Genomic DNA, 20355 nt, shown 5'->3' on the forward strand with positions numbered 1-20355 from the left:
GTTTCTATTTCATAGTGAGTATTTTGTCCCTATTGGTAACCCCTATTTATTGCCCTTTTTCAGCTTTGAAGTAATAAATCCAAATAATAATACGCCAATACCACTAAGGAACAATACATAACTTATCGGTACTAGGAAAAAGAAAGGTTCTTCAAGGAATCCATCCGCTCCTACTTTACTGTTTGAAGCATGTATAGTTAAAGAAATAATCGCTAAAATCATGAAAGAAATAGCTACTACGTATTTATTTTTCATTTCACATTCTCCTCTACTCATGTAATTCTCCTTAGATTCTTAACATCATATTATCCAAAAAACCATTAACAGTCAATAATTATTTATCGTTTAACAATAAATAATTATTGACTAGAATAATAACAAAAAGGTTTACGAAGCATATTAAATCACTTCGCAAACCCTCTGTATTATAAATATTTACACTTCAAACCTCTTGCTTAATACAATATACATTGCGCAAAATAGTACGAATATCCCAGCATAAATTAACAAAATCTCTACACTAAACATATCCGACAATGGCCCAAATATTATCATTCCTAGAGGAAGCGCGCATGAATTCGCAATTTGTACAAGACTGAACATCCGTCCGTGCATTGATGGTTCTACTTTCTCCTGCAATAACACAGTAACTGGTGTATTGAAGCACGGCATCGTTATACCAATTAAAAAATTAAAGACTAAATATATAATAAATATCGGTGCTATTCCGAGTCCAATCATAAGCAGTCCATATAATGCACAAGCTAGCGCTGTTGTATACATACGATTACGAAAACCACCCCACGCCGCAATTAATACGCCACCAGCTGCCGCACCCGCACTAAAGGTCATCTCACTAGCAGTAAGTCTCCACATTTCGGCCCCGAAAGAACGAGTTACCATTAAAGGTGTTAAAAAAGCAGCTGGACTTATTAAAATCATGACGATAATTAATAAAACGATTAGCCTTTTAATAAATACATTTTCTTTTAAATAAGAGAATCCTTCTTTAATTCCTTGTAGATTAGATTTTTGCTTACTCTCTACATTCACATGTCCTTCCACCTGAATGATAAACATAATACTAATTCCAATCATAGCCGTAATAACATCAATAAAAAATGTTGTTTCAATGCTGGCAATAGAAAGAATCATCGCACTTGCTGCTGGAGAAAGAAACATAATTAAAGATGTAATACTGCTATTTATTCCATTTACTTTCATAAGATACTCTTTCGGAACGATTTGCGGAATTAATGCATTCACAGCTGGCGTTTGTACTCCTGTTCCAGCTGAACGAATGAGTAACACAATAAAAAGTAACCAAATACTTTTATATCCTGTTAAAAATAAAATTGCTAAAACTAACGTCGCAATCGCTATAATTCCATCCGATAACATAATCATCTTTTTACGGTCATAACGATCAATCCAAACACCTGCAAACAAAGATATCGCAATTTGTGGTAGAAAACCGCAAACAGTTGAAATAGTCAACATCACTCCTGATGATGTTGTAAGGGTGATATACCATATAATCGCGTATTGCACGAGAGAGGAACCGAACAACGAAATAGTTTGAGCGGTCAAAAATAATATAATTTTCGTTTTCCAATTGTTTTCACTCATATGTTTCACACCCCCTTAACTAATCCCGTCTCTATATGAAAGATACTATCTGCCCAATCAAGATAAAAACTCGCTTCGTGAGATACGAGTATAATGCTGCCCTTAAACTTAATTAACGCCTTTTGCAAAGCTTCCTTCGCTTCTGCATCTAAATGATTTGTCGGCTCATCTAAAATTAATAAGTTACAAGGTGATAATAATAATCCGCACAGTTTCACCTTCGATTGTTCACCACCACTTAACGTACGAATTTCTTGCGAAACGTGCGTATCCTTCACTCCACACGCAGCTAAATGATGGCGTATTTCCTTCATATTCAGTTTAGGAAACTGTTCTGAAATAATTTGAAGCGGCGTTAAAGAATCATTGCTCCAATTTAAATCTTGCTCATAATATCCAATCTTTATTTGCTCTGAAAAGTGAAACTCTCCAGAAATACTATCAATATTTCCAACGATTGTTTTTAATAAAGTAGATTTTCCTACTCCATTGAAACCTGTAATAACAAGTTTTTGCCTACCCATTACTGAAAAATTCAACTTTGGTAAGAGAGCGAAGTCGTAACCAACTTCAAGGTTATTTACTTCAAGAACTGTCTGAACTGAAATGGGAAGTTCCTGAAAATGAATAGACGGTTTATGAGTAAAACTTGGTGGCGCAATTCTTTCCATACGCTGTAATTGTTTTCGACGACCTTGCGCTATTTTTGAATTCACCCCAGCAATATTTCTACGAATATACTCTTCCGTTTTTTCAATTTTCTTTTGCTGTGCATAATATTGGCGAATATAATCTTTTCGCAAATGCTCCTTCTGCCTTACAAAATCTGAGTATTTGCCGTAATACTTCTTAACTGTCCCGAACTCTACATCACATATGCAAGAAGTTACCTTTTCCAGAAAATCAAAATCATGTGATACGACAATAAACGCTCCTTCAAAATTCATTAAATAATTAGCAAGCCACTCCACATGCTCCTTATCAAGAAAATTCGTCGGTTCATCTAGTAATAAAATATTAGGCTCTTCTAATAAGAGCTTCGCTAAAATTACCTTTGCACGCTGCCCTCCGCTTAATTCACCAATAACACGATCCATCCCAATCACATCAATACCTAAGCCGGATGCCACCTTATTCGTAATACTATCTACTGAATAAAAATCATGAGCCTCGAGCAGTCCTTGAATTTCTGCCGCTTTCAATAGTTGATTTTCATCTCCAGTCATCGCACTTTCTTCATATAACTTGTTCATTCTCTTTTCCATTTCATACAAATCATAAAAGGCTCTCTTTAAATATTGAGAAATGGTATAACCCTCATCAATTTCTGCGTATTGATCAAGATGTCCAATTTGAATATTTGGTTGCCACTTTATGTCTCCCTTATCAGAAATAATTTCCCCCACCAATATTTTCATTAATGTGCTTTTCCCTGCACCATTCTGTCCAACAATTCCCATATGCTCCCCTTTATGCAAATCAAAAGAAGCATTTTCGTATAATACTTTATCTATAAAACTATGTGATAAACTTTCAACTTTAAGTAAACTCATTTTTATTCCTCTTTTCCTGAAATTAAAAAAAGCAGAGAGATAGCGTCATTCGACACTAGCCCTCTGCTTCATGGTTTTTCCTATACTACTCCAATTTATAGTAAAGACTCATCGGAATAATATACACAAAGGGCCATAGACAAAGCATTGTCTATGGCCCCTTAATCTATTTTATACACCAGCTGAAAAACCATAACGAAATAAGCATAGATAAACTATACTTTTTTAGAAAAGTTATTCAGCCGATGAATATAGGGGATTTATACCCCTTGATTAAGCTCCGTACAACGCTTCACCGTATACATTTGTGCGGAGCAAAGTTTTCTAATGAGTTTTACAAATTTTATATAAAGCATATTCTGCACCTTCCTTAATACTTAAAAGGGATTTTAGCATACGGTTTTACGAAGCGTCAACATTACTTCCGAATCTTTCAACTACTTGTTTTCAAAATATTGCTTCTGAAACATACACATTCTTATCGCATTATGATAGTTACCATCAACGAAAAACTCATCGATAAGCTCACCTTCTACCATAAACCCAACCTTTTTATAAACATGTACTGCTTTTTCATTTTCCTTATCCACAACTAAATATATCTTATGCATATTTAATACAGCGAAAGCATAATCCATTGCTAAACGCGTCGCCTCTACTGCATAACCATATCCTTGATAATTCGGATCAATAATAATTTGGAATTCTGTTCTACGATGAATATAATCGATTTCTACTAACTCAACTAATCCAACCATTTCATTGTCTTTCTCAACGATAAATCGGCGTTCGCTTTGATCATGTATATGTTTATCGTATAAGTCTTGCAGCTCCACAAATGCCTCATATGGCTCTTCAAACCAATACGACATAATATGCGCATTATTATTCAGTTCGTGTACGAACTTTAAATCTTCTCGTTCCAATGGACGTAACTTCAATTCCTGATTCATTCCTATAACCTCCAAGTAAAAGAAACCTCTTCACTTAATTTCTCAATTTTTTTCGATTTCAAACGCCCTAATTTCATTGTAAACTTTCAAGCAACTTGAAGGTCAAGATGTAAAAAAGTAGTGCAAACTTATGTCTGCACTACTACTCTTTTCTCAAATCTCTCATATTCGATATGTATAAAGCAATAACTAAAACAAGAATTGCTCCTGCGTATAATAACGTCTCCATCGGTTCCTCATGAGACACAATAATCAATCGAATTAAGGCCGTAATTCCGATATAAATAAAATAACGTAACGGGAAATGATAGTTCGATTTAAAATACTTAATAATTAATGCAATGAACTCGAAGTATAAGAAATAAACGATGATACTTTCAACCAATTTATAAGACGTATACTCTTTTGCCGAAAAAATATACTGCACAAATGTAATTGTCTCATTCACTAAGAAAATTGATAACACAATGGATAATATAATTAAAGCTATATTTAATATCCATTGCAAAACACTAGCTATAACATGATCGATATTAAATGACTTCATATTCTCTTTAGACTCCCCTTCGTATAAGTACTTATTTATTATAGCAAAATTACGATTGGAAAGAAGTTAAATCATATATTCTTCCTTTGTTGTTGCCAGTGTAGGGGAGATTTAGTGTGTGGAGAATTCTGTTTACAACCATACCCGACGAAACATGGAGAAACTCTTTCAAATTACCGTTCGTACATGTCGTACTAATGAGCAATGCATAATCTCGTATAGCATCCTCATGTGCCACTTTTGAAAAATCTTTACAACTTGTACAACGCCAGCCCTTCTTCACTTTAACCATTGGAATAACTAAGCATTTCTCACATTGTACTCCATTTAACAACTCCTCTTTTTCTATTTTATATTGCTCAAGTATATTTTGTTGAAGTGGAGAATGCTCCGTTATTATTTGATGAATGAGCCTATCTACATTATCTATAACTTTTCTCTTATATTTACTTTCAAACCACTTTATTTTATGAGGTAAATTTGCACTATGAATAATTGTATGAAGAAGATTGTCATCTGAAGATTTTATAATGGTACGAGGCGAGCTAATAACAACGAGGGACTCGATTGGAAGACTAGAGGAAAATCCATGTAAGCTTAACCATTTCTTTAATTGTATTTCTTGCCTTTTTATTTGTAAAACCGGATCTGGAAATCCCTCTGAATTTCCTTCTGTTATTCGGATAAGTTGATTAAACTTTGCATCAAACATTAATGTACCTGCTATATTTTTTATCTCAAGAAAAAGAAGAAACTTTGTGGAAATGATAATAGTATCAATTTGAAAGTATTGATCATGATTAGATAAGCGAACATCATGTAAAACACTATACTCTTTCTCAGAAATAAAACTAAGTGGATAATCAATTGCTTGCTCCCCTTTATACCCCGCCATGTGTTTTGCCAAGTTTTCTCCAATTAAATTTCGTTTTGGATGATGTACAGGTAACCTTCTAAGCAGTGCTTCTAACTGTCTTATATAAATCGGCATTTTTCTTTCTTTCACAATCACCTCAAACACCCCTTTACAAATATATCAACGATTTTTTCAATATATCTATCATAACTCACAATATATCAACGATTTTTCCAATATATCTATCACAACTCACAATATATCAACGATTTTTCCAATATATCGATTGGTCGACAATATCTGACACTACCTCACTCCAATCACTCACAGCATATCCTAGAAAAACACCTTCAGCAAAAACTTAAAATCGTATTTCCTCATAAAAAAACCATAACCCGCTCCTCCAGCAAAGTTATGGTTTTTAACCCTGCAATGCCACTCTATCTATAACTTTGCCGTGAAGTCCACAAAATCCATTTGTACTTATAGCAACTTTCACTTTTTTCACACTGAAACTATATACCCCAAAATCGTTTCACAACGTTATTACTTCCGCATAGCTACAATTTATATAATAACGGTACAGTACAAATAACGTGCTGAATCACTAAGTATGGGGGCATAACGATGAACGAAGCGTTGCTATTAGTAGACATACAAAATGATTACTTTGAAGGTGGCAATATGGAATTACATCAACCTGAAAAAGCCGCACAAAAAGCGAAAGAAGTTTTGAAAGCATTTCGTGAAAAACATAAAACAGTTATTCACGTACAACATATTGCGAACAATGAAGGAGCTACTTTCTTTTTACCCGATACAGTAGGTGTTCAAATTTATGATGATGTACAACCGATTGCTAACGAAAGAGCCTTACAAAAACACCACCCCTACAGTTTTTCTCAAAAGTTTTGCACTACAATCGATTAGCTATATTAGCAATTACATTATTATTAGCGGCTTTCCTTCTTCTTTACAATGTATTTTTTGGATTACTCGTAGGCACTACAGCAAGCTAGCGATTTTTTATAAATATGAACAAATTTTAGGAATTAGTTTATCTTTTTTTAATGTTTTATTTAGAGGCAGTTTATAGTCAGGTATTAACATAAGAAACGTAGCAACTAAGTTCATATATGACGAACTGCTACCATAATCGCTAACCGTACTACTTGAAATCATAAAATAAGGAGACGATAAAACATGAACAAAAAAGCAAAAGCACTTTCATCCGTACTGCTCGGATTCACATTAGCATTAACAGGGTGTGCTGGTACTAAAGCTGAAGAAAATCATGGAAAACAAAAACAAGAACAAGTTGCTAAAGAAACAAAAAAGGAAAATAAATTAACTAAAGGGCAAAAAATGGCTAATATTCTTAGCGAGACAAATTGGCAAGGTACACGAGTGTATGACAAAGATAAGAATGACTTAACAAAAGAGAATGCAAACTTCATTGGTCTTGCAAAATATGATGCGAAGTCAGGCAGATATGAATTTTTTGATGCTAAAACAGGTGCAAGTCGTGGCGATAAAGGCACTTTCTTTGTCACAAATGATGGGAAGAAGAGAATATTAATTTCAGAATCAATGAAGTATCAAGCTGTCGTTGACATGACAAAACTAAATAAAAATGTATTTACTTATAAACGAATGGGTAAAGACGCTAACGGTAAAGATGTAGAAGTTTTCGTTGAACATGTCCCATATAAAGAAAAAGAACTTTCTTTCACTGATCCGGACAAGCAGCTGAACACGACTACAGGAGATATTGTTAAAAACGTTGATGGAGATAAAATTTTAGGCGGTACCCTTTGGCACGGAACAAAAGTAGTAGATGAAGCTGGTAATGATGTAACACAGTTTAATTCGAATTTTATAAGTCTAGCAAAATTCGATGACAAGTCTAATAAATATGAGTTCTTCAATAGCGAAACAGGTCAAAGCCGCGGTGACTATGGCTACTTCGATGTTGTACACGAAAATAAAATAAGAGCCCATGTTTCAATTGGAAATAACAAATACAGTGCAGCTCTTGAACTTACTGAACTAAATAATAAGAAATTTACGTATAAAAGAACTGGTAAAGATCAAGCAGGTAAAGATATCACCATATTCGTTGAACATGAACCTTATAAAGGTGATATGAAACCACAATTTAGTTTTTAAATACGTTTGATTAAAGATCCTGTACTGAGTTGCAGGATCTTTCTTATTAAGCAAGAGAACGAAAAGACGAAAAACATGTAGCTTTTCGTCTTCACAATATTTCCACCTTATAGTTGATGATTTACAAAACCTAAAAACATACCGATACAAAATAAAATAAATCCAATTAGAATTAAGGGAAGAGTGAAGCCACCCCAAGCTGGTTTATTAGCAAACGCCCTTATTTTAAAATTAATCCTCGCTAAAGACATGATAACGATACCCGCTATTGATAAAATTGTAGTTACATAAGTCATCTAGAATAATACTCCTCTTCTATATTGATTTTATATCTCTGCAAACCATCTACATAAGTGTTACAGTCCACTATTCATACATGTCATCCCAATTGTAGCAATCCAGCTTTGTGCACATCATTTGTAAAATTCATTCTTCATTCCTAAAAAAAGACAGAACCAGACGGTTCGGTCTTTTTTGTTTTATAATAATCTCTTTTATTTTTGCTACAATACCTTTTTCTTATAAATCTTACGCCAACACAGCTTTTGATTAACTTATCCTGAAATATTATGAATTTGCGTTCAACTTATCTAAAATACCTTTATCTATTTTTGCTTGATTCACTTTAGCTATTTTAGAAACAATCCCACGGCGATCTTCCCAATCAATCAAATAATATTGATTTTTTTCCAATTCATTTTGCAAGGAAATTTTCAGTTCTCTTTCTTCCCCTTTTTTATCGTACACCTTCTCATCGTAAACATGATACGTAAGAACTTCTCCATTACTCAATTTTTCGTTTTCTACTTTAGAATCAGTCGTTACTTTTACATAATATTGTTTAGTCAAATAGTATCCATTCCCTGACTTCATATAGTAGAAAGCACCTCCTACTATAGCTAATAACACAAAAATTCTCATGATCCATTTCATATGATAATACCTAACCTTTCTATTCTACTTGTAAGATTTATACCCGTTAAAATATAAATCTTCCTTACCTTAAGTATGCTTTAACCATACAGATGGTACAATCCAGTTTCCTTACACCCACATTACATTTTTGTAATCCTATCATTTTACAAAAGTTTCTTAAGTTGGCCCAAAACAAAGGAACATAAAGTTTTATTCCTCCAATTGCCACACTTTTAGCAACACTTGTCCAAGTAATAGGAATTTCATTTCAATCCATTTTACGTGAAGAAGTAAATCAACGCCGATTAACTATATTAGGAATTACATTATTAATCAGCCCTCATCAATCGGGCTGCCCGGTAAATAGAGGAATAAAATTTGTGACTAAGTAAAAAAGCGCCCTACTTATAGGGCGCTTTTTTTATACTTAATGACTAATACTAGCTGTTGGATATAATGTTGTTCCTCCAATTGAAACTTTTATTTCATTTGTTAATGGAACGTTTTGTTCATTAATAATTGTTCTCCACCATTCCCATGCAAGACCTGTACATTCTCTTGCTACAATTTTTATATTTTTTGAGTTCGGTGGAAGAGGGATAACTGTAGAGTAATGAGCCGTTTTGTCTTTTCCGCTACCATCCCATGTTTTATGTGTTAGTACTTCGTTACCCTTTTGATCAAATGTGAATTCATCCCAAGATACATCAAATTGAGCAACGTAAGCACCGTAATGATCAAGTGTCATTTTAGCACTTGAATATTCTGTAGTTGTCGTCTCAATATAATCTGTATTGTTATGAACAGCAGCAGTTGCATTATCTTTTAAGAAAGTACTTGTATATGAAATTGGGTATGCTGGATTTTTAAGACTTAATTCAGCATTATCTTTAATAATATTTCGGATTTCATTGAAATCTTTAGTAACAACCTTGTTATGCTCTTTCGCATCTCCGCCTAATACTACAGCAGTAAAGGTACTTTCTTCAAAAATATCTTTATACTGTCCACTTGTTTCAACGCTGTTATCCTTAAGTAAGGCTTTAAAAGCAGCTTGTACATCTTTGCTCTTAGATGTTGTTTCTAATTTTACATAAATCGTTCTACCATAAGCTACATTTGAAACCATAACAGGTGGAGCCGAATTACTTACGCCTTTTCGAGTTAACTCATCAAAAGTAACGCTATTATCAAAAAGGTCGGATGGATTGTTAGGTAGTTCAGCACTTACCGTATAAAATATTTGCTTATACGCCGCTACCATCACTTTTTTCTCTCCATTTGCAACCGCATTAAAATCAATGTTTAGACTGTTATCAAGATATTTAGCGTTAACATTAAGAGCGCTTGCGATTTGCGATTTACTATAAACCATGGATTCCGTATACTGCATTCTTGCAGGTAACGTATGTGTTGTAGAATACTTTTCATTCCAAGTAGATACTAAATCGTCTACTGCTCCAGCTACATTACCATATGTCGGATTTTGGACAGTGATTGTATTTTCTTTTCTCATGCCCGGTAAGTCTATACTAATATTCAAAGGCTTTCTCTTAGCCACTAATAAACTCGGTTGATTGTCTGCAAAAGCTTTATTTGCAAGTTGTACAGCTCCTGGATACGTGCGATTCACTACAGAATCAATAATTGAAATATCGACTGGTGACGTTGTAAGTGATTTTTTTTCGCGTTCTACTACTACAAATTTACCATTTGAATTGATACTTTCTTTCGGAACAAAACTCTCTACTTTATCACCATTTACAGCTAAAACCTCTTGATTATTATATTTAAGATTTGCTATACCAGTATCAATGCCACTAGCATTTTTGGTTACATCAGTTGCATTACTTGCTTGTGTTTCTGCGAAGGAAATAGATGAATAATTAATAGTGCATAGACTAACTAATAAACATGCAAGGAACTTTCTTCTTTTAGTGTTTTTCTTAATATTCAGAAAAATCACCCCGTTCTTTTTTTAGTAAAATATGATAATGATTGATAAATGATTGCTAACTAATAAATTTACATAAATGCTTTTAAAAGTTCTTGAATTAACGGGATTACGCCACCTACAAATTTTAAAACTGCCATTGCGATTTCCATATTATTTCCTCCTTTTTATTGCTACGAAAATATGATTTATCTTTATGCCCTCATTATAGTGACCCCTTACACTTTTATCAATACACTCTGATATGCAATATTACATATAAAAAAACAAGCTGAATTCTTTTGAAAAATTATACAGAGATATTTTTTCCACTTGGTACATACTTGAAAAGGTGAAGCATTCTTTTGCATTTTATGAGTAATCACATAAAAAAAGCTGCTTCCTATAAAATACAGACAGCAACTTCAACTAGAGTGGCTTGCATAATCTACGCAAGACATTTTATAACTAATAAACTGCTATTGGCCCATAAGGACCATTAATAATTTCTATTTTTGTTTCAAAAATATCTGTCAAAAGTGTTGAGTCCATAACCTCTTCTACTGTTCCAAAAGCAGCAATTTGTCCATCTTTCATAGCACAAATTTTATCCGAGTATTTAGCTGCAAAATTTATGTCATGCATAACCGTCAAAATTGTTCTTCCAAATTCATTAGCTGCACGTCTTAAATGCTCCATCATTTGAACAGAACGAGCAACATCAAGGTTGTTCAAAGGTTCGTCCAAAAGTACATATTCCGTCTCTTGGCACAGTACCATCGCTACATATGCCCTTTGTCTTTGACCACCAGAAAGCTCATCTAAATATCTATTCTCTAAACTAGTTAAATCTAAGAAATCGATATATTTAGAAATGATAACCTCATCTTCTTTAGTCAACCTTCCCTTTGAATAAGGAAAGCGCCCAAATCCAACTAATTGTCTAACTGTAAGCCTAGTTACAAAATGATTTTCTTGTCGCAATATAGTCAAAACTTTTGCTAAGTCTTTTGATTTGGATTCAGAAACATCCATATTTGCTACCTGAATTTGGCCTTCATCCATATCTAAAAGTCTGCCAATCATCAAAAGTGTCGTTGACTTTCCAGCACCATTTGGTCCAATTAAAGAAGTAAAGCCTGCTTTTGGTATTTCAATATCCAAAGGTCCTATTTTTACCTTATCAGTATAGAACTTTTTAACATTATCAATTTTTATCATAAAGCCCTCTTCCTTAAAACTATAGTTAAGAATATGATTCCACCAAATAATTCAATAATAACTGAAACTACACCTTGAGCATGGAATACATGATACATTAAAAAGTATGCGCTCGTCATTATTAAAAATCCTATAGCAAAAGCCATCGGAAAAATATATCTATGATCATAAGTTGACGCTGCCTGATAACTCAAAGTTGCCACTAAAAAGCCGTAGAAAGTAAGTGGCCCAATTAGAGCTGTTGAAATGGACATTAAAATAGCTACTAATACAAGCGTATAAATTACACTAGGTTGGTATTTAACTCCAAAAGAAGTAGCAACATCTTTTCCTAGTGATAAAACATTCAAATTCTTAGAATGAGCAAAAATTAATACCGCTACAATTATGATCATAGGAATTACAATAGGAAAATATGCAGGATCTGCATGATTAACAGAACCAAATAGTCTTGCTTGTAAAATATCAAATTCTGAAGGCGCAAGTAGTTTTCTCATGAAAGTTGACACAGAATTTAGCCCGGTACCAATAATAATTCCAACTAAAAGCATAAGTTGTAAATTCCCGTATTTACCGGAAAGTAACCATCCATAAAGTATCAAACTCATGAAGACCATAACAACGACTTGGAATAAAAATGATCCAATTCCATTAAAATTTATTAACGCACTAGCACCAAAGAAGAATACTGTACTCGTTTGAATTGCTGAATAAAGTGATTCGAAACCTAAAAGCGATGGAGTAATAATTTTATTATTCGTAATAGATTGGAAGGCAACTGTCGACAAGCTATGGCAAACCGCAGCAATAATCATTGCAACAATAGCTACTATCCTTCTCTTAACGACTGGGATAAAAGAAGGTGAATCTATCGGAACTGGATTGTTATAAACTAAAAGTCCATATGAAGAAAGAAGACCTAAAGCAATCAATGTTATCAGTAAAATCCAATAACGTCTTGCTTCCTTCTTAGACCGAAAAGCGCTAGCTGATCTACTTTCATTATGAAGGCTAGAATCGACTTCAACATTTTCTTTATTTCTATATTCTAATGTGATCATCGTAGCCTCCTTGGTTTTCTTTGTCTCAATAAAATAGTAATAAACACGACTGCTCCCACTGTTGCAAGTATTAAAGAAACAGGTAATTCAAAAGGCTGTATAATTGTTCGAGAAATGATGTCACAGGCAGTTATTGATCCCATTCCGATCACACAAACCCAAGGTAAATTACTCCTAAGATCATCACCTCTAAACATTGAAACGATATTTGGCACAATTAATCCTAAGAAAGGTAAGTGTCCAATAACAGCTGCAACAATTCCAACTGCAACAGAGATAAGAGCAGTCCCAAAAAGAACAATTCTATTGTAATTAACTCCAAGACTTGTTGCGACATCTTCTCCTAGTCCAGCTAAAGTCAATCTATTAGCATACATAAAAATAAGAAAAGTAATGATAACAATCAGCCATAAATATTCATATCTTCCCACCTGAATGTTAGCAAATGAACCTACAAACCAAGTTTCAATACTTTGCGTCTTTTGAAAAAGGAGTCCTAAAAAAGTAGACACTGCAGAAATTACTGCTCCAAGCATCAATCCAATAATCGGAACAATTAAAGACGAACGAAGCTTAACTCTTCTTAAAAATAGAAAGAAAATCATAGTTCCTATAAAAGAAAAAATGATTGCACCAGTCATTCTTTGAACTAAAGTCGGGGCAGGAAATAATAAATACACAAAAAGCAGGCCTAAGCCTGACCATTCAATAGTCCCCGTTGTAGTAGGTTCAACAAAGCGATTCTGTGTAATGAGTTGCATGACGAGCCCTGCCATCGCCATCGCAGCTCCAGTAAGCATTAATGCAGCTGTTCTCGGAACACGAGTTATGAAAAACATCTCTGTCCCATCCTCTTGTCCACGTATATCATAAACTCCAGTAAACAGTGATATAATCCCTAAAATTATAACAACTATAACTGCTATTATAAAAGGTTTTGTCCATATTTTATTTTGATTATAAAACTGGGGTTGAGAAATATTCTCAACCCTAGAAATCATATTTTTTGACACTGTTTCGTACCCCTTTACACTACTTAGCTAAAGTTTTTGCCATATTTCCAAATAACTCTATATAAGTTTGAATTGATTCATTTGTGTAAGTATCTTCTGGTGCATAAATAACTTGTTTTTTAGAAACAGCAGTTGTGTTTTGAAGAGCAGGTGATTTAGAAATAACATCCTTAGCAGGTGTTGACTTAGCTGCATCAGATGTTGCAGCATCACGATCTAATACGAAAATCCAATCAGGATTTGTTTGTGCAATAGCTTCAACAGAAACGTCATCACCTTTATGACCTGCAGTAGAATTTGAAACTTCTAACGCTGGAGTCCAACCGAAAATTTCATACATTGGTCCCCAAACACGACCAGAATGTGGAGCAGCAAAACCAATATTACCACCAGTAACGATAACACTCATAACTTTATCTTTTCCGTTATAAGCAGATTTTGCTTTTTCAATAGATTTATCAAAATCAGCTACTAATTGTTTAGCTTCTTTATCTTTATTAAAGATTTTTCCTAAAGTAATTGTAGAATCTTTAAGTCCTTTTACTAAGTTTTCGCCAGGCTTAGTAGCTTTCTCAGAGACATCAAAATTAAGATCAATAACTGCTGCATTTGGTACTAATTTTTTGATTTCTTCGTAATGGTCAGCAAATCTTTGACCAACGATTACAAGGTCAGGGTTTGCCGCTGCAATAATTTCTAGATTTGGCTCACGGTGATTCCCAATATTTTGAACTTTTTCATCCTTTTTATATGCTGAATCAGCAGGCATGATATCCTTTGGAGCAGCCGCTAATTTAATTCCCCAATCAGATAAAGTTTCAAACGTTCTGTTATCCAAAGCAACTACATTCTTTGGGTTTACAGGGACTTTAACAGTTCCATGAGCATCAGTGATTTCAACCGTTTTTGACTTATCACTACCATTATCTTTATTATTAGCCTTCGAAGTTTCTTTACTTGAATCTGAGCAAGCCACTAACATTAAAGTAAAAATTGCTAGAATACTCACTAATTTTAAAAGCATAGATTTTTTCATATGTATACTCCTTATAGTGTAATTTATTTCGAAAATGATGACATCCATAGATTGAATTAGAAGGTAACTTTTATTCAATTGAATCGCTATTGATAATCATTTTCATTTGAACATCCTGTTAATTAGTATAGTCATTAATCCTGTGAAAATCTTGTGAATGGTGCGAATTCATAAAATCAGGCATAGAAAGTAATATATGCAGTCGGGCGTATTGATTAGCCATAATTTCCTCTACAAAACACGCCCATTAATAGCTAATATTTTTATAATCCATTTTTTTACGTCTTTTAATACTTCTAAGAAACTATTTGATTATTAGGTTTAATAGAAAAAAGAGTAAAACTGAATGAAACAGTTTTACTCTTTTTTCTATTACCTTATTTTATCATTCAATCATTGAATAGCCTCTACCATGTATCGTTTGAATATATCTGTCTTTCTTCTCGCACTTTAACTTTTTTCTTACATACCCAATATATAAGTCTACTACATTTGGATTTACTACTACATTATATCCCCATACTTGATTCAAAAGCATTTCACGGCTCAATATTGTGTTTTTATTCTTGATTAAAAATACAAGTAAATCGTACTCCCGCTTAGTAAGCGAGAGGTTTTCGCCACCTTTTTTCACAATATTGCTAGATGCATCAACAAAGAGATCTTTAAACTGAAAAAAGTTTATCTCCTTTTGCTGGTTACAATCACTTCTCCTTAAAATCGCTTGAACCCTTGCTACTAATTCTTCTTTCGCAAATGGTTTTCTTATATAATCATCTGCTCCTGCTTGTAACCCTGCTACGCAATCCTTACTAGAAATATTGTCGGTCACAATAATAATCGGTGTCGTTTTAACAAGTCGTATTTGTCTACAAATTTCTGGTCCCGGTATACTTAATGAATCCCAATCCAATATGATAATATCCCAATCTTGTTCATATATTATATTTAAACCTTCGTTTTCATTGTGAAGTTTTAAAATGAAATAGCCTTCTTGCGTTAGACCGCTTACGATTTTCTTTGCTGAAGACCGTTCATTTTTAATCACCAACACCTGCTTCACCGATGGTTCACCTCTACTTCAATATAACTTATTTAGATAAAAAATTATCCCGAAAAAACAATTTAAGATTTATAAATTTAAAACCCCTAAATAATCCATTAAAACAGCTTATTAGGAGAACTCTATATAATCTTACAATAGGTATGGATAAAAAGACAAAATATATAAACATTTGAATAAAGTGTAATAAAAATAAATAATCACCAATCGCTCGTTTACGAGTATCTATAGTATCTACTTGCTTATCATCAATACCCATTTCTTCATTTTCTATTTCAGGGGTAACGCTCCATCAACTTAAACATTTTATAAAATTACAAAACAAAAAGAACCATAACCTCACCAAACCGGAAAATTATGTTTCATATCATACAATGTCACTTTACCTATAAGTTGGCCAGAAAACACTTATTTTTGTAGATGGTTATCTAATTATTCAACAGAATTGGAAGCATAAATTGGCCGTAAATTAATTATTAACCCATAAGCTGACAGCAAAATTCACAAAACAGCAAATTAAAGTTTCAGCTTGATGGGCATGGAAGGACAACAAATCAAGCTTTAAAAATAAGTTTATAATACTAAAGCTGCTTTATGAAATTAAGCTCATACAAACTTATATTGATGGCTAGGTGTTATTGCCCCATATCTAATAAGTTGATAACTTCTGTGACGATATACGACCATTCTTCCACATTGGGATCGATCACTTTAGAGTGCTCTGCGGATGGTATTTCCACCATTTTCACTTGATCCCCAGAAGCATCTGCTACACGCTTGTAGTTATAACTAATTCCGATTGGCACATTAATATCGAGTGATCCGTGAATAAGAACTTGTGGAACCTGAAGGGGCAATAATTGAATTGGAGAAGCCTCCTCATAACGCTCTGGAACCTCTTTCGGTGTCCCGCCTAACAAATCAGTTACAGGATGGTTATTTTCTTTACCGAATTCTGATAGACGTAAATGATGGACATCATCCATTAGTGCAAGATCGTTAACTCCTGCTAAGCTTATTGCTCCCTTAAGAGAAAGCGGTTGATCAGTAATTCTTAAAACACTATTTTCCGGTAGTTTCTTACGACCCGCTAACCATAAAGCCAAATGACCTCCTGCAGAATGCCCAATAGCAATAACCCGGCCTAAATCAAGATGATTTTCTTCCGCTATTTGTTGTAAATAGTCGGTCGCATTTGCAGCATCAATTAAAGTGCCTGGCCATCCTCCGCCTTCATCGCCAACACGACGAAATTCAATGTTCCAAGTCGCTATACCCCTTGACGCCAAATCTTTTGCTACAGGTTCCATCATATCTAAGCCCCAAATATTTTTCCAAAATCCACCGTGCAGAACAATTGCAACTGGATAAGGCCCCTTTCCTTCTGGGAGACGCAGATCCCCAAACTGCAACTGATTTTTTCCATAAGCGAATCGTTTATTTCGTATACTCATAAGAGCACCTCCGTGTTTTTCTTTATAATTTTTCATCTAGAACCTAAACGTAGTTAGGTTATTCTACAAAGTTAGCTTAATTTTCTGCTTCAACTTGTCTACTGTGCAAAAAAATGTTTTTCTTTTTTACCAGATAACATTCCTGTTGCAATGAGTAATGCAATAATAACAGGTTTTTTCTTTGTTTCATGATTTATTTTCATTCGCTCCAAAGTTATACAAATTAATAAACAGTAAAAGCCCAATTCAAACAGTGATGTTCAAATTGGGCTTTTTAAAATGCCTGCGACATTCGTCGGGGTGTCCATTCATTATGACTAGCGTTTATTTTTATCTGTACCTTTTGTCTTTATTTAAACCCGTATTTAAACCATTATTTAAAGCGTGGGAAGAGTTTAAGAGCATTATTTCTTGAAATGTCTTCGATAGTTTTATCATCGAAGTTTGGATAATTAGAAATTCTTTCAATCATTTCTTTTGTCCAGTCTTCAGGAGCATAGTGTGCATCACTACCAAATAAAATGTGTGATGAATCAGTTGTATCTTTTAAAGCTTCAAAAGTTGCTGGTTGAGTAGAAATTGCTGTTTCAAAATAGAAATTGCTGATATATTCTTCAGGGTCTTTTGTTAGTGTTGTCCATCTTTCAGATACTAATGGATCATTCATCCAAACTTTAGCTGAACGGTAAGATTGTCCGATTCTCCATTTTAAATATGGAAGTGTACCACCTGCATGAGCAAGGATAAATTTAATATTTGAACAACGTTCGATTGTACCACTTAACACAAGGTTAGCAGCCGCACGAGTTGTATTGAATGTAAACTCTGCCATGAAGTCCGCTGTTAAGAATCTTGCGCGTGGGCTTGCTTCAACTGGTGCACTAGGGTGAATAAATACTACTGCATTACGTTTGTTTAATTCATCCATTAATTCGTCAAAGATTGGGTCACCTAGAAAATGACCATTATAGTTAGATAATAAACCAACGCCGTCTAGTTTAAGTTCATCTAAGGCATATTTTAACTCTTCAATTGATTCTTCAACGTGTGGAAGTGGTAAAAATGCGAAGCCTCCAAAACGTTTTGGATATTTAGCAATCATTTCTGCTTGGAATTCATTAATACTGCGAGCAAGTTTTTTTGCTAAATCAGGATTTGCAACAGGAATTAGACCAGGTTCGGAAATAGAACCGATACCAACTTCAATTCCTAAACGGTCCATCATTGCAATGCTATCTTCAGGGGTCCATTTTTTGATAGGCATGCCTCCTGATTTTGCAACTCCAAAATATTCAAGAGTTGAACTGTATTCCTCTGGAATAATGTGATGGTGAACATCAATAAGACGTGATGCTTTCATAATAAATCGTTCCCTTCATGTTGTATTTTATACAATATGTTCATTAGTTTACTTATTGTCAATTAATGAACGCTTTGTATATAATAATTTTATCAAGTTATGGATTTTGGTCAATGTGCAAAAAACTCTATAATGTCTTATAAAAGACAATTCGATACATATCGTCCAAAAGATTTGAAATTATAGACAAGGAGAAGGAACTATGTCTAAAAATAAAAAAATTGATCCACGTGTAAAGAGAACTACTAGGTATTTAAGGGATGCTCTTATTGAGCTTCTGGAAGAAAGAGATTTGAATACGATTTCTGTTCAAAATATTACAGATAAAGCGGAGCTTACTCGTGGCACGTTTTATTTACATTACCAAGATAAGCAGGATTTTCTTTTGAAAAGTATGGATGAGACGTTAGAAGAATTAATAGAACGAGTAAAACCTAAAGAAATAAATGGAACAATCCAAGAAGTTAATGAACATAATCCACCACTTTCTTTTTTAAGGCTTTTTGAATATATAGCCGAAAATCATGATTTTTTTAAAGTGATGTTAGGGGATAGAGGGTTACCAGAATTCCGACGTCGTATGTTACAAATTGTTCAAGAAAAAGTATATGGTGATTTATTATCTTCTATTGTAGAATCTGATGAAGAATTAGGTATTCCAAAGGAGATTTTTACTAGCTATATTACTTCAGCACATATAGGTGTCATTAGTACTTGGCTAGAAAATGGTATGAAATATAGTCCTGCTTTTATGGCCGCTTTGTTAACTAAACTAACCTTACAAGGACCAATGCGGGTTATAGGATTAGAGAATAAAATCAGGCTTCCAAAATAAATTTTTCATACTTAGGGGTAGCACCACATCGCTATCAAGTTAACAAAATAAAATACCTCAAAAAATGAAAAAATACGCTATTCTTTCTGTAGAATCACAGGAAAGGATGGCGTTTTTTGTATGTCATTTGGTTGGCGGGACCCTTATATGAACTAAAGAGCTGACTTATTAACCCATTTTTTTATATTGGAAGCATAAGTTGGCCGTAAACTAAAAGAAGCATAAGTTGGCCAAAACGGCCGCCTTATGCTTCTTGTTATATATAAAATAAAAAAACCACCAAATATGTATTGGTGGAGACGGTGGGAGTCGAACCCACGTCCAAAAATATCGGCACTTAAGCTTCTACGAGTGTAGTCGATATATTAGCATTTCGCGAACTCTTCGGCCTATCGACAGGCTTCCAAGTTGCTAGTCTGGTTGTTCTCTTCCTTTGTCCTCAGACGGCGAACTCCGGCGTAGTCCACTTAGTTTGAGTCCCTTACCCTACCACATGGACGATGGAGGGAGGAACCTTTAGTGCAATTAAGCAGCTAAAGAAAGATTGTTTTGTTTGCCAATTATAGGCTTTGACGTTTTAACGAGGCCGATCCCCTCGACTCGCAACCTAAGCTCGAACTATCCCTGTCGAATCCGTAACGTCCCCATGATAAAAATGGAGCATACGAAGAAAATATCGTGATAGCTACTAAGAGCTGTTTTTCAATGTGCAACAATCTTACATAAGTTATTATAACATACGCGCTCCATTTTACAA

At 34.0% G+C, this 20355-nt stretch carries 19 protein-coding genes and 1 other RNA gene; 3 read left to right on the forward strand and 17 right to left on the reverse strand.

Translation table 11 applies throughout. The features are described 5' to 3' along the window. Positions 1-42: 42 nt before the first annotated feature. From V7S45_RS25185 to V7S45_RS25210, 6 genes are all read right to left on the reverse strand, one after another. Complete coding sequence (locus tag V7S45_RS25185) at positions 43-255, reverse strand: DUF3955 domain-containing protein (RefSeq protein ID WP_025118109.1); 213 nt, start codon at positions 253-255, stop codon at positions 43-45. Between the two features lie 180 nt (positions 256-435). After that, a complete protein-coding gene (locus tag V7S45_RS25190; RefSeq protein ID WP_001293755.1) occupies positions 436-1629 on the reverse strand; it encodes an MFS transporter in 1194 nt (397 codons plus the stop codon). A gap of 5 nt (positions 1630-1634) precedes the next feature. Continuing rightward, positions 1635-3182 (reverse strand): ABC-F family ATP-binding cassette domain-containing protein, encoded by a 1548-nt coding sequence (locus tag V7S45_RS25195; RefSeq protein WP_089607711.1) that lies wholly within the window; start codon positions 3180-3182, stop codon positions 1635-1637. Positions 3183-3619: 437 nt separating this feature from the next. Continuing rightward, a complete protein-coding gene (speG, locus tag V7S45_RS25200; protein ID WP_001071095.1) occupies positions 3620-4135 on the reverse strand; it encodes a spermidine N1-acetyltransferase in 516 nt (171 codons plus the stop codon). A 142-nt stretch (positions 4136-4277) separates the two neighbouring features. Next, complete coding sequence (gene psiE / locus V7S45_RS25205) at positions 4278-4682, reverse strand: phosphate-starvation-inducible protein PsiE (protein WP_000834708.1); 405 nt, start codon at positions 4680-4682, stop codon at positions 4278-4280. A 49-nt stretch (positions 4683-4731) separates the two neighbouring features. Further along, positions 4732-5688 (reverse strand): nuclease-related domain-containing protein, encoded by a 957-nt coding sequence (locus tag V7S45_RS25210; protein WP_002184034.1) that lies wholly within the window; start codon positions 5686-5688, stop codon positions 4732-4734. Positions 5689-6165: 477 nt separating this feature from the next. Between V7S45_RS25210 and V7S45_RS25215 the strand changes: the two genes are divergently transcribed. After that, a complete protein-coding gene (locus V7S45_RS25215; protein ID WP_088346100.1) occupies positions 6166-6468 on the forward strand; it encodes an isochorismatase family protein in 303 nt (100 codons plus the stop codon). A 273-nt stretch (positions 6469-6741) separates the two neighbouring features. Beyond that, entirely contained in the window at positions 6742-7707 is a 966-nt protein-coding gene (locus V7S45_RS25220; protein WP_088346098.1) for a DUF4822 domain-containing protein, read from the forward strand. Positions 7708-7814: 107 nt separating this feature from the next. On the opposite strand, the gene V7S45_RS25225 is transcribed toward V7S45_RS25220, so the two are convergent. The 10 genes from V7S45_RS25225 to V7S45_RS25270 form a co-directional block, all read right to left on the reverse strand. Beyond that, the gene (locus tag V7S45_RS25225) at positions 7815-8003 is read right to left on the reverse strand and encodes a hypothetical protein (protein ID WP_000222858.1); all 189 of its coding nucleotides are present in this window, start codon (positions 8001-8003) and stop codon (positions 7815-7817) included. A 271-nt stretch (positions 8004-8274) separates the two neighbouring features. After that, positions 8275-8640 (reverse strand): YxeA family protein, encoded by a 366-nt coding sequence (locus V7S45_RS25230; protein WP_002164645.1) that lies wholly within the window; start codon positions 8638-8640, stop codon positions 8275-8277. Between the two features lie 409 nt (positions 8641-9049). Continuing rightward, complete coding sequence (gene alo, locus V7S45_RS25235) at positions 9050-10588, reverse strand: anthrolysin O/cereolysin O family cholesterol-dependent cytolysin Alo (protein ID WP_000576727.1); 1539 nt, start codon at positions 10586-10588, stop codon at positions 9050-9052. Positions 10589-11023: 435 nt separating this feature from the next. Continuing rightward, entirely contained in the window at positions 11024-11776 is a 753-nt protein-coding gene (locus tag V7S45_RS25240; protein WP_000590071.1) for an ATP-binding cassette domain-containing protein, read from the reverse strand. Next, positions 11773-12837 carry an iron chelate uptake ABC transporter family permease subunit gene (locus V7S45_RS25245; RefSeq protein ID WP_071739836.1) on the reverse strand — a complete coding sequence of 355 codons (1065 nt, stop codon included), beginning with the start codon at positions 12835-12837 and terminating at the stop codon, positions 11773-11775. The genes V7S45_RS25240 and V7S45_RS25245 overlap by 4 nt, the downstream gene beginning before the upstream one ends. Continuing rightward, on the reverse strand, positions 12834-13850 hold the full coding sequence (locus V7S45_RS25250) for an iron chelate uptake ABC transporter family permease subunit (RefSeq protein ID WP_000042077.1): 1017 nt from the start codon (positions 13848-13850) through the stop codon (positions 12834-12836). The genes V7S45_RS25245 and V7S45_RS25250 overlap by 4 nt, the downstream gene beginning before the upstream one ends. A gap of 19 nt (positions 13851-13869) precedes the next feature. Continuing rightward, the gene (locus V7S45_RS25255) at positions 13870-14886 is read right to left on the reverse strand and encodes a siderophore ABC transporter substrate-binding protein (protein ID WP_074555606.1); all 1017 of its coding nucleotides are present in this window, start codon (positions 14884-14886) and stop codon (positions 13870-13872) included. A 385-nt stretch (positions 14887-15271) separates the two neighbouring features. Then, positions 15272-15949, reverse strand: a complete 678-nt coding sequence (locus V7S45_RS25260; RefSeq protein WP_074553716.1) for a response regulator transcription factor — start codon at positions 15947-15949, stop codon at positions 15272-15274. A 635-nt stretch (positions 15950-16584) separates the two neighbouring features. Continuing rightward, positions 16585-17403: an alpha/beta hydrolase gene (locus V7S45_RS25265; RefSeq protein WP_000027824.1), complete on the reverse strand. Its 819-nt coding sequence runs from the start codon at positions 17401-17403 to the stop codon at positions 16585-16587. Positions 17404-17776: 373 nt separating this feature from the next. Next, the gene (locus tag V7S45_RS25270; protein WP_198512959.1) at positions 17777-18763 is read right to left on the reverse strand and encodes an amidohydrolase family protein; all 987 of its coding nucleotides are present in this window, start codon (positions 18761-18763) and stop codon (positions 17777-17779) included. Positions 18764-18965: 202 nt separating this feature from the next. Between V7S45_RS25270 and V7S45_RS25275 the strand changes: the two genes are divergently transcribed. Continuing rightward, positions 18966-19598: a TetR/AcrR family transcriptional regulator gene (locus V7S45_RS25275; RefSeq protein ID WP_000041936.1), complete on the forward strand. Its 633-nt coding sequence runs from the start codon at positions 18966-18968 to the stop codon at positions 19596-19598. 291 nt (positions 19599-19889) lie between these two features. Here V7S45_RS25275 and ssrA read toward each other — a convergent pair. Beyond that, positions 19890-20244: a transfer-messenger RNA gene (gene ssrA / locus V7S45_RS25280) on the reverse strand. Between the last annotated feature and the right edge of the window lie 111 nt (positions 20245-20355).

Origin of the sequence: Bacillus sp. BR3(2024) (genome assembly GCF_039134555.1) — a bacterium.
Lineage (GTDB): Bacteria > Bacillota > Bacilli > Bacillales > Bacillaceae_G > Bacillus_A > Bacillus_A cereus.

Bases quoted from the DNA above. Each gene is read 5' to 3' on its own strand.
- V7S45_RS25275 (WP_000041936.1), top strand. From the start codon at position 18,966: ATGTCTAAAAATAAAAAAATTGATCCACGTGTAAAGAGAACTACTAGG.
- V7S45_RS25255 (WP_074555606.1), bottom strand. From the start codon at position 14,886: ATGAAAAAATCTATGCTTTTAAAATTAGTGAGTATTCTAGCAATTTTT.
- V7S45_RS25230 (WP_002164645.1), bottom strand. From the start codon at position 8,640: ATGAAATGGATCATGAGAATTTTTGTGTTATTAGCTATAGTAGGAGGT.
- speG (WP_001071095.1), bottom strand. From the start codon at position 4,135: ATGAATCAGGAATTGAAGTTACGTCCATTGGAACGAGAAGATTTAAAG.
- V7S45_RS25220 (WP_088346098.1), top strand. From the start codon at position 6,742: ATGAACAAAAAAGCAAAAGCACTTTCATCCGTACTGCTCGGATTCACA.
- V7S45_RS25245 (WP_071739836.1), bottom strand. From the start codon at position 12,837: ATGATCACATTAGAATATAGAAATAAAGAAAATGTTGAAGTCGATTCT.
- psiE (WP_000834708.1), bottom strand. From the start codon at position 4,682: ATGAAGTCATTTAATATCGATCATGTTATAGCTAGTGTTTTGCAATGG.
- V7S45_RS25185 (WP_025118109.1), bottom strand. From the start codon at position 255: ATGAAAAATAAATACGTAGTAGCTATTTCTTTCATGATTTTAGCGATT.
- V7S45_RS25190 (WP_001293755.1), bottom strand. From the start codon at position 1,629: ATGAGTGAAAACAATTGGAAAACGAAAATTATATTATTTTTGACCGCT.
- V7S45_RS25225 (WP_000222858.1), bottom strand. From the start codon at position 8,003: ATGACTTATGTAACTACAATTTTATCAATAGCGGGTATCGTTATCATG.
- V7S45_RS25215 (WP_088346100.1), top strand. From the start codon at position 6,166: ATGAACGAAGCGTTGCTATTAGTAGACATACAAAATGATTACTTTGAA.
- V7S45_RS25195 (WP_089607711.1), bottom strand. From the start codon at position 3,182: ATGAGTTTACTTAAAGTTGAAAGTTTATCACATAGTTTTATAGATAAA.
- V7S45_RS25265 (WP_000027824.1), bottom strand. From the start codon at position 17,403: ATGAGTATACGAAATAAACGATTCGCTTATGGAAAAAATCAGTTGCAG.
- V7S45_RS25240 (WP_000590071.1), bottom strand. From the start codon at position 11,776: ATGATAAAAATTGATAATGTTAAAAAGTTCTATACTGATAAGGTAAAA.
- V7S45_RS25270 (WP_198512959.1), bottom strand. From the start codon at position 18,763: ATGAAAGCATCACGTCTTATTGATGTTCACCATCACATTATTCCAGAG.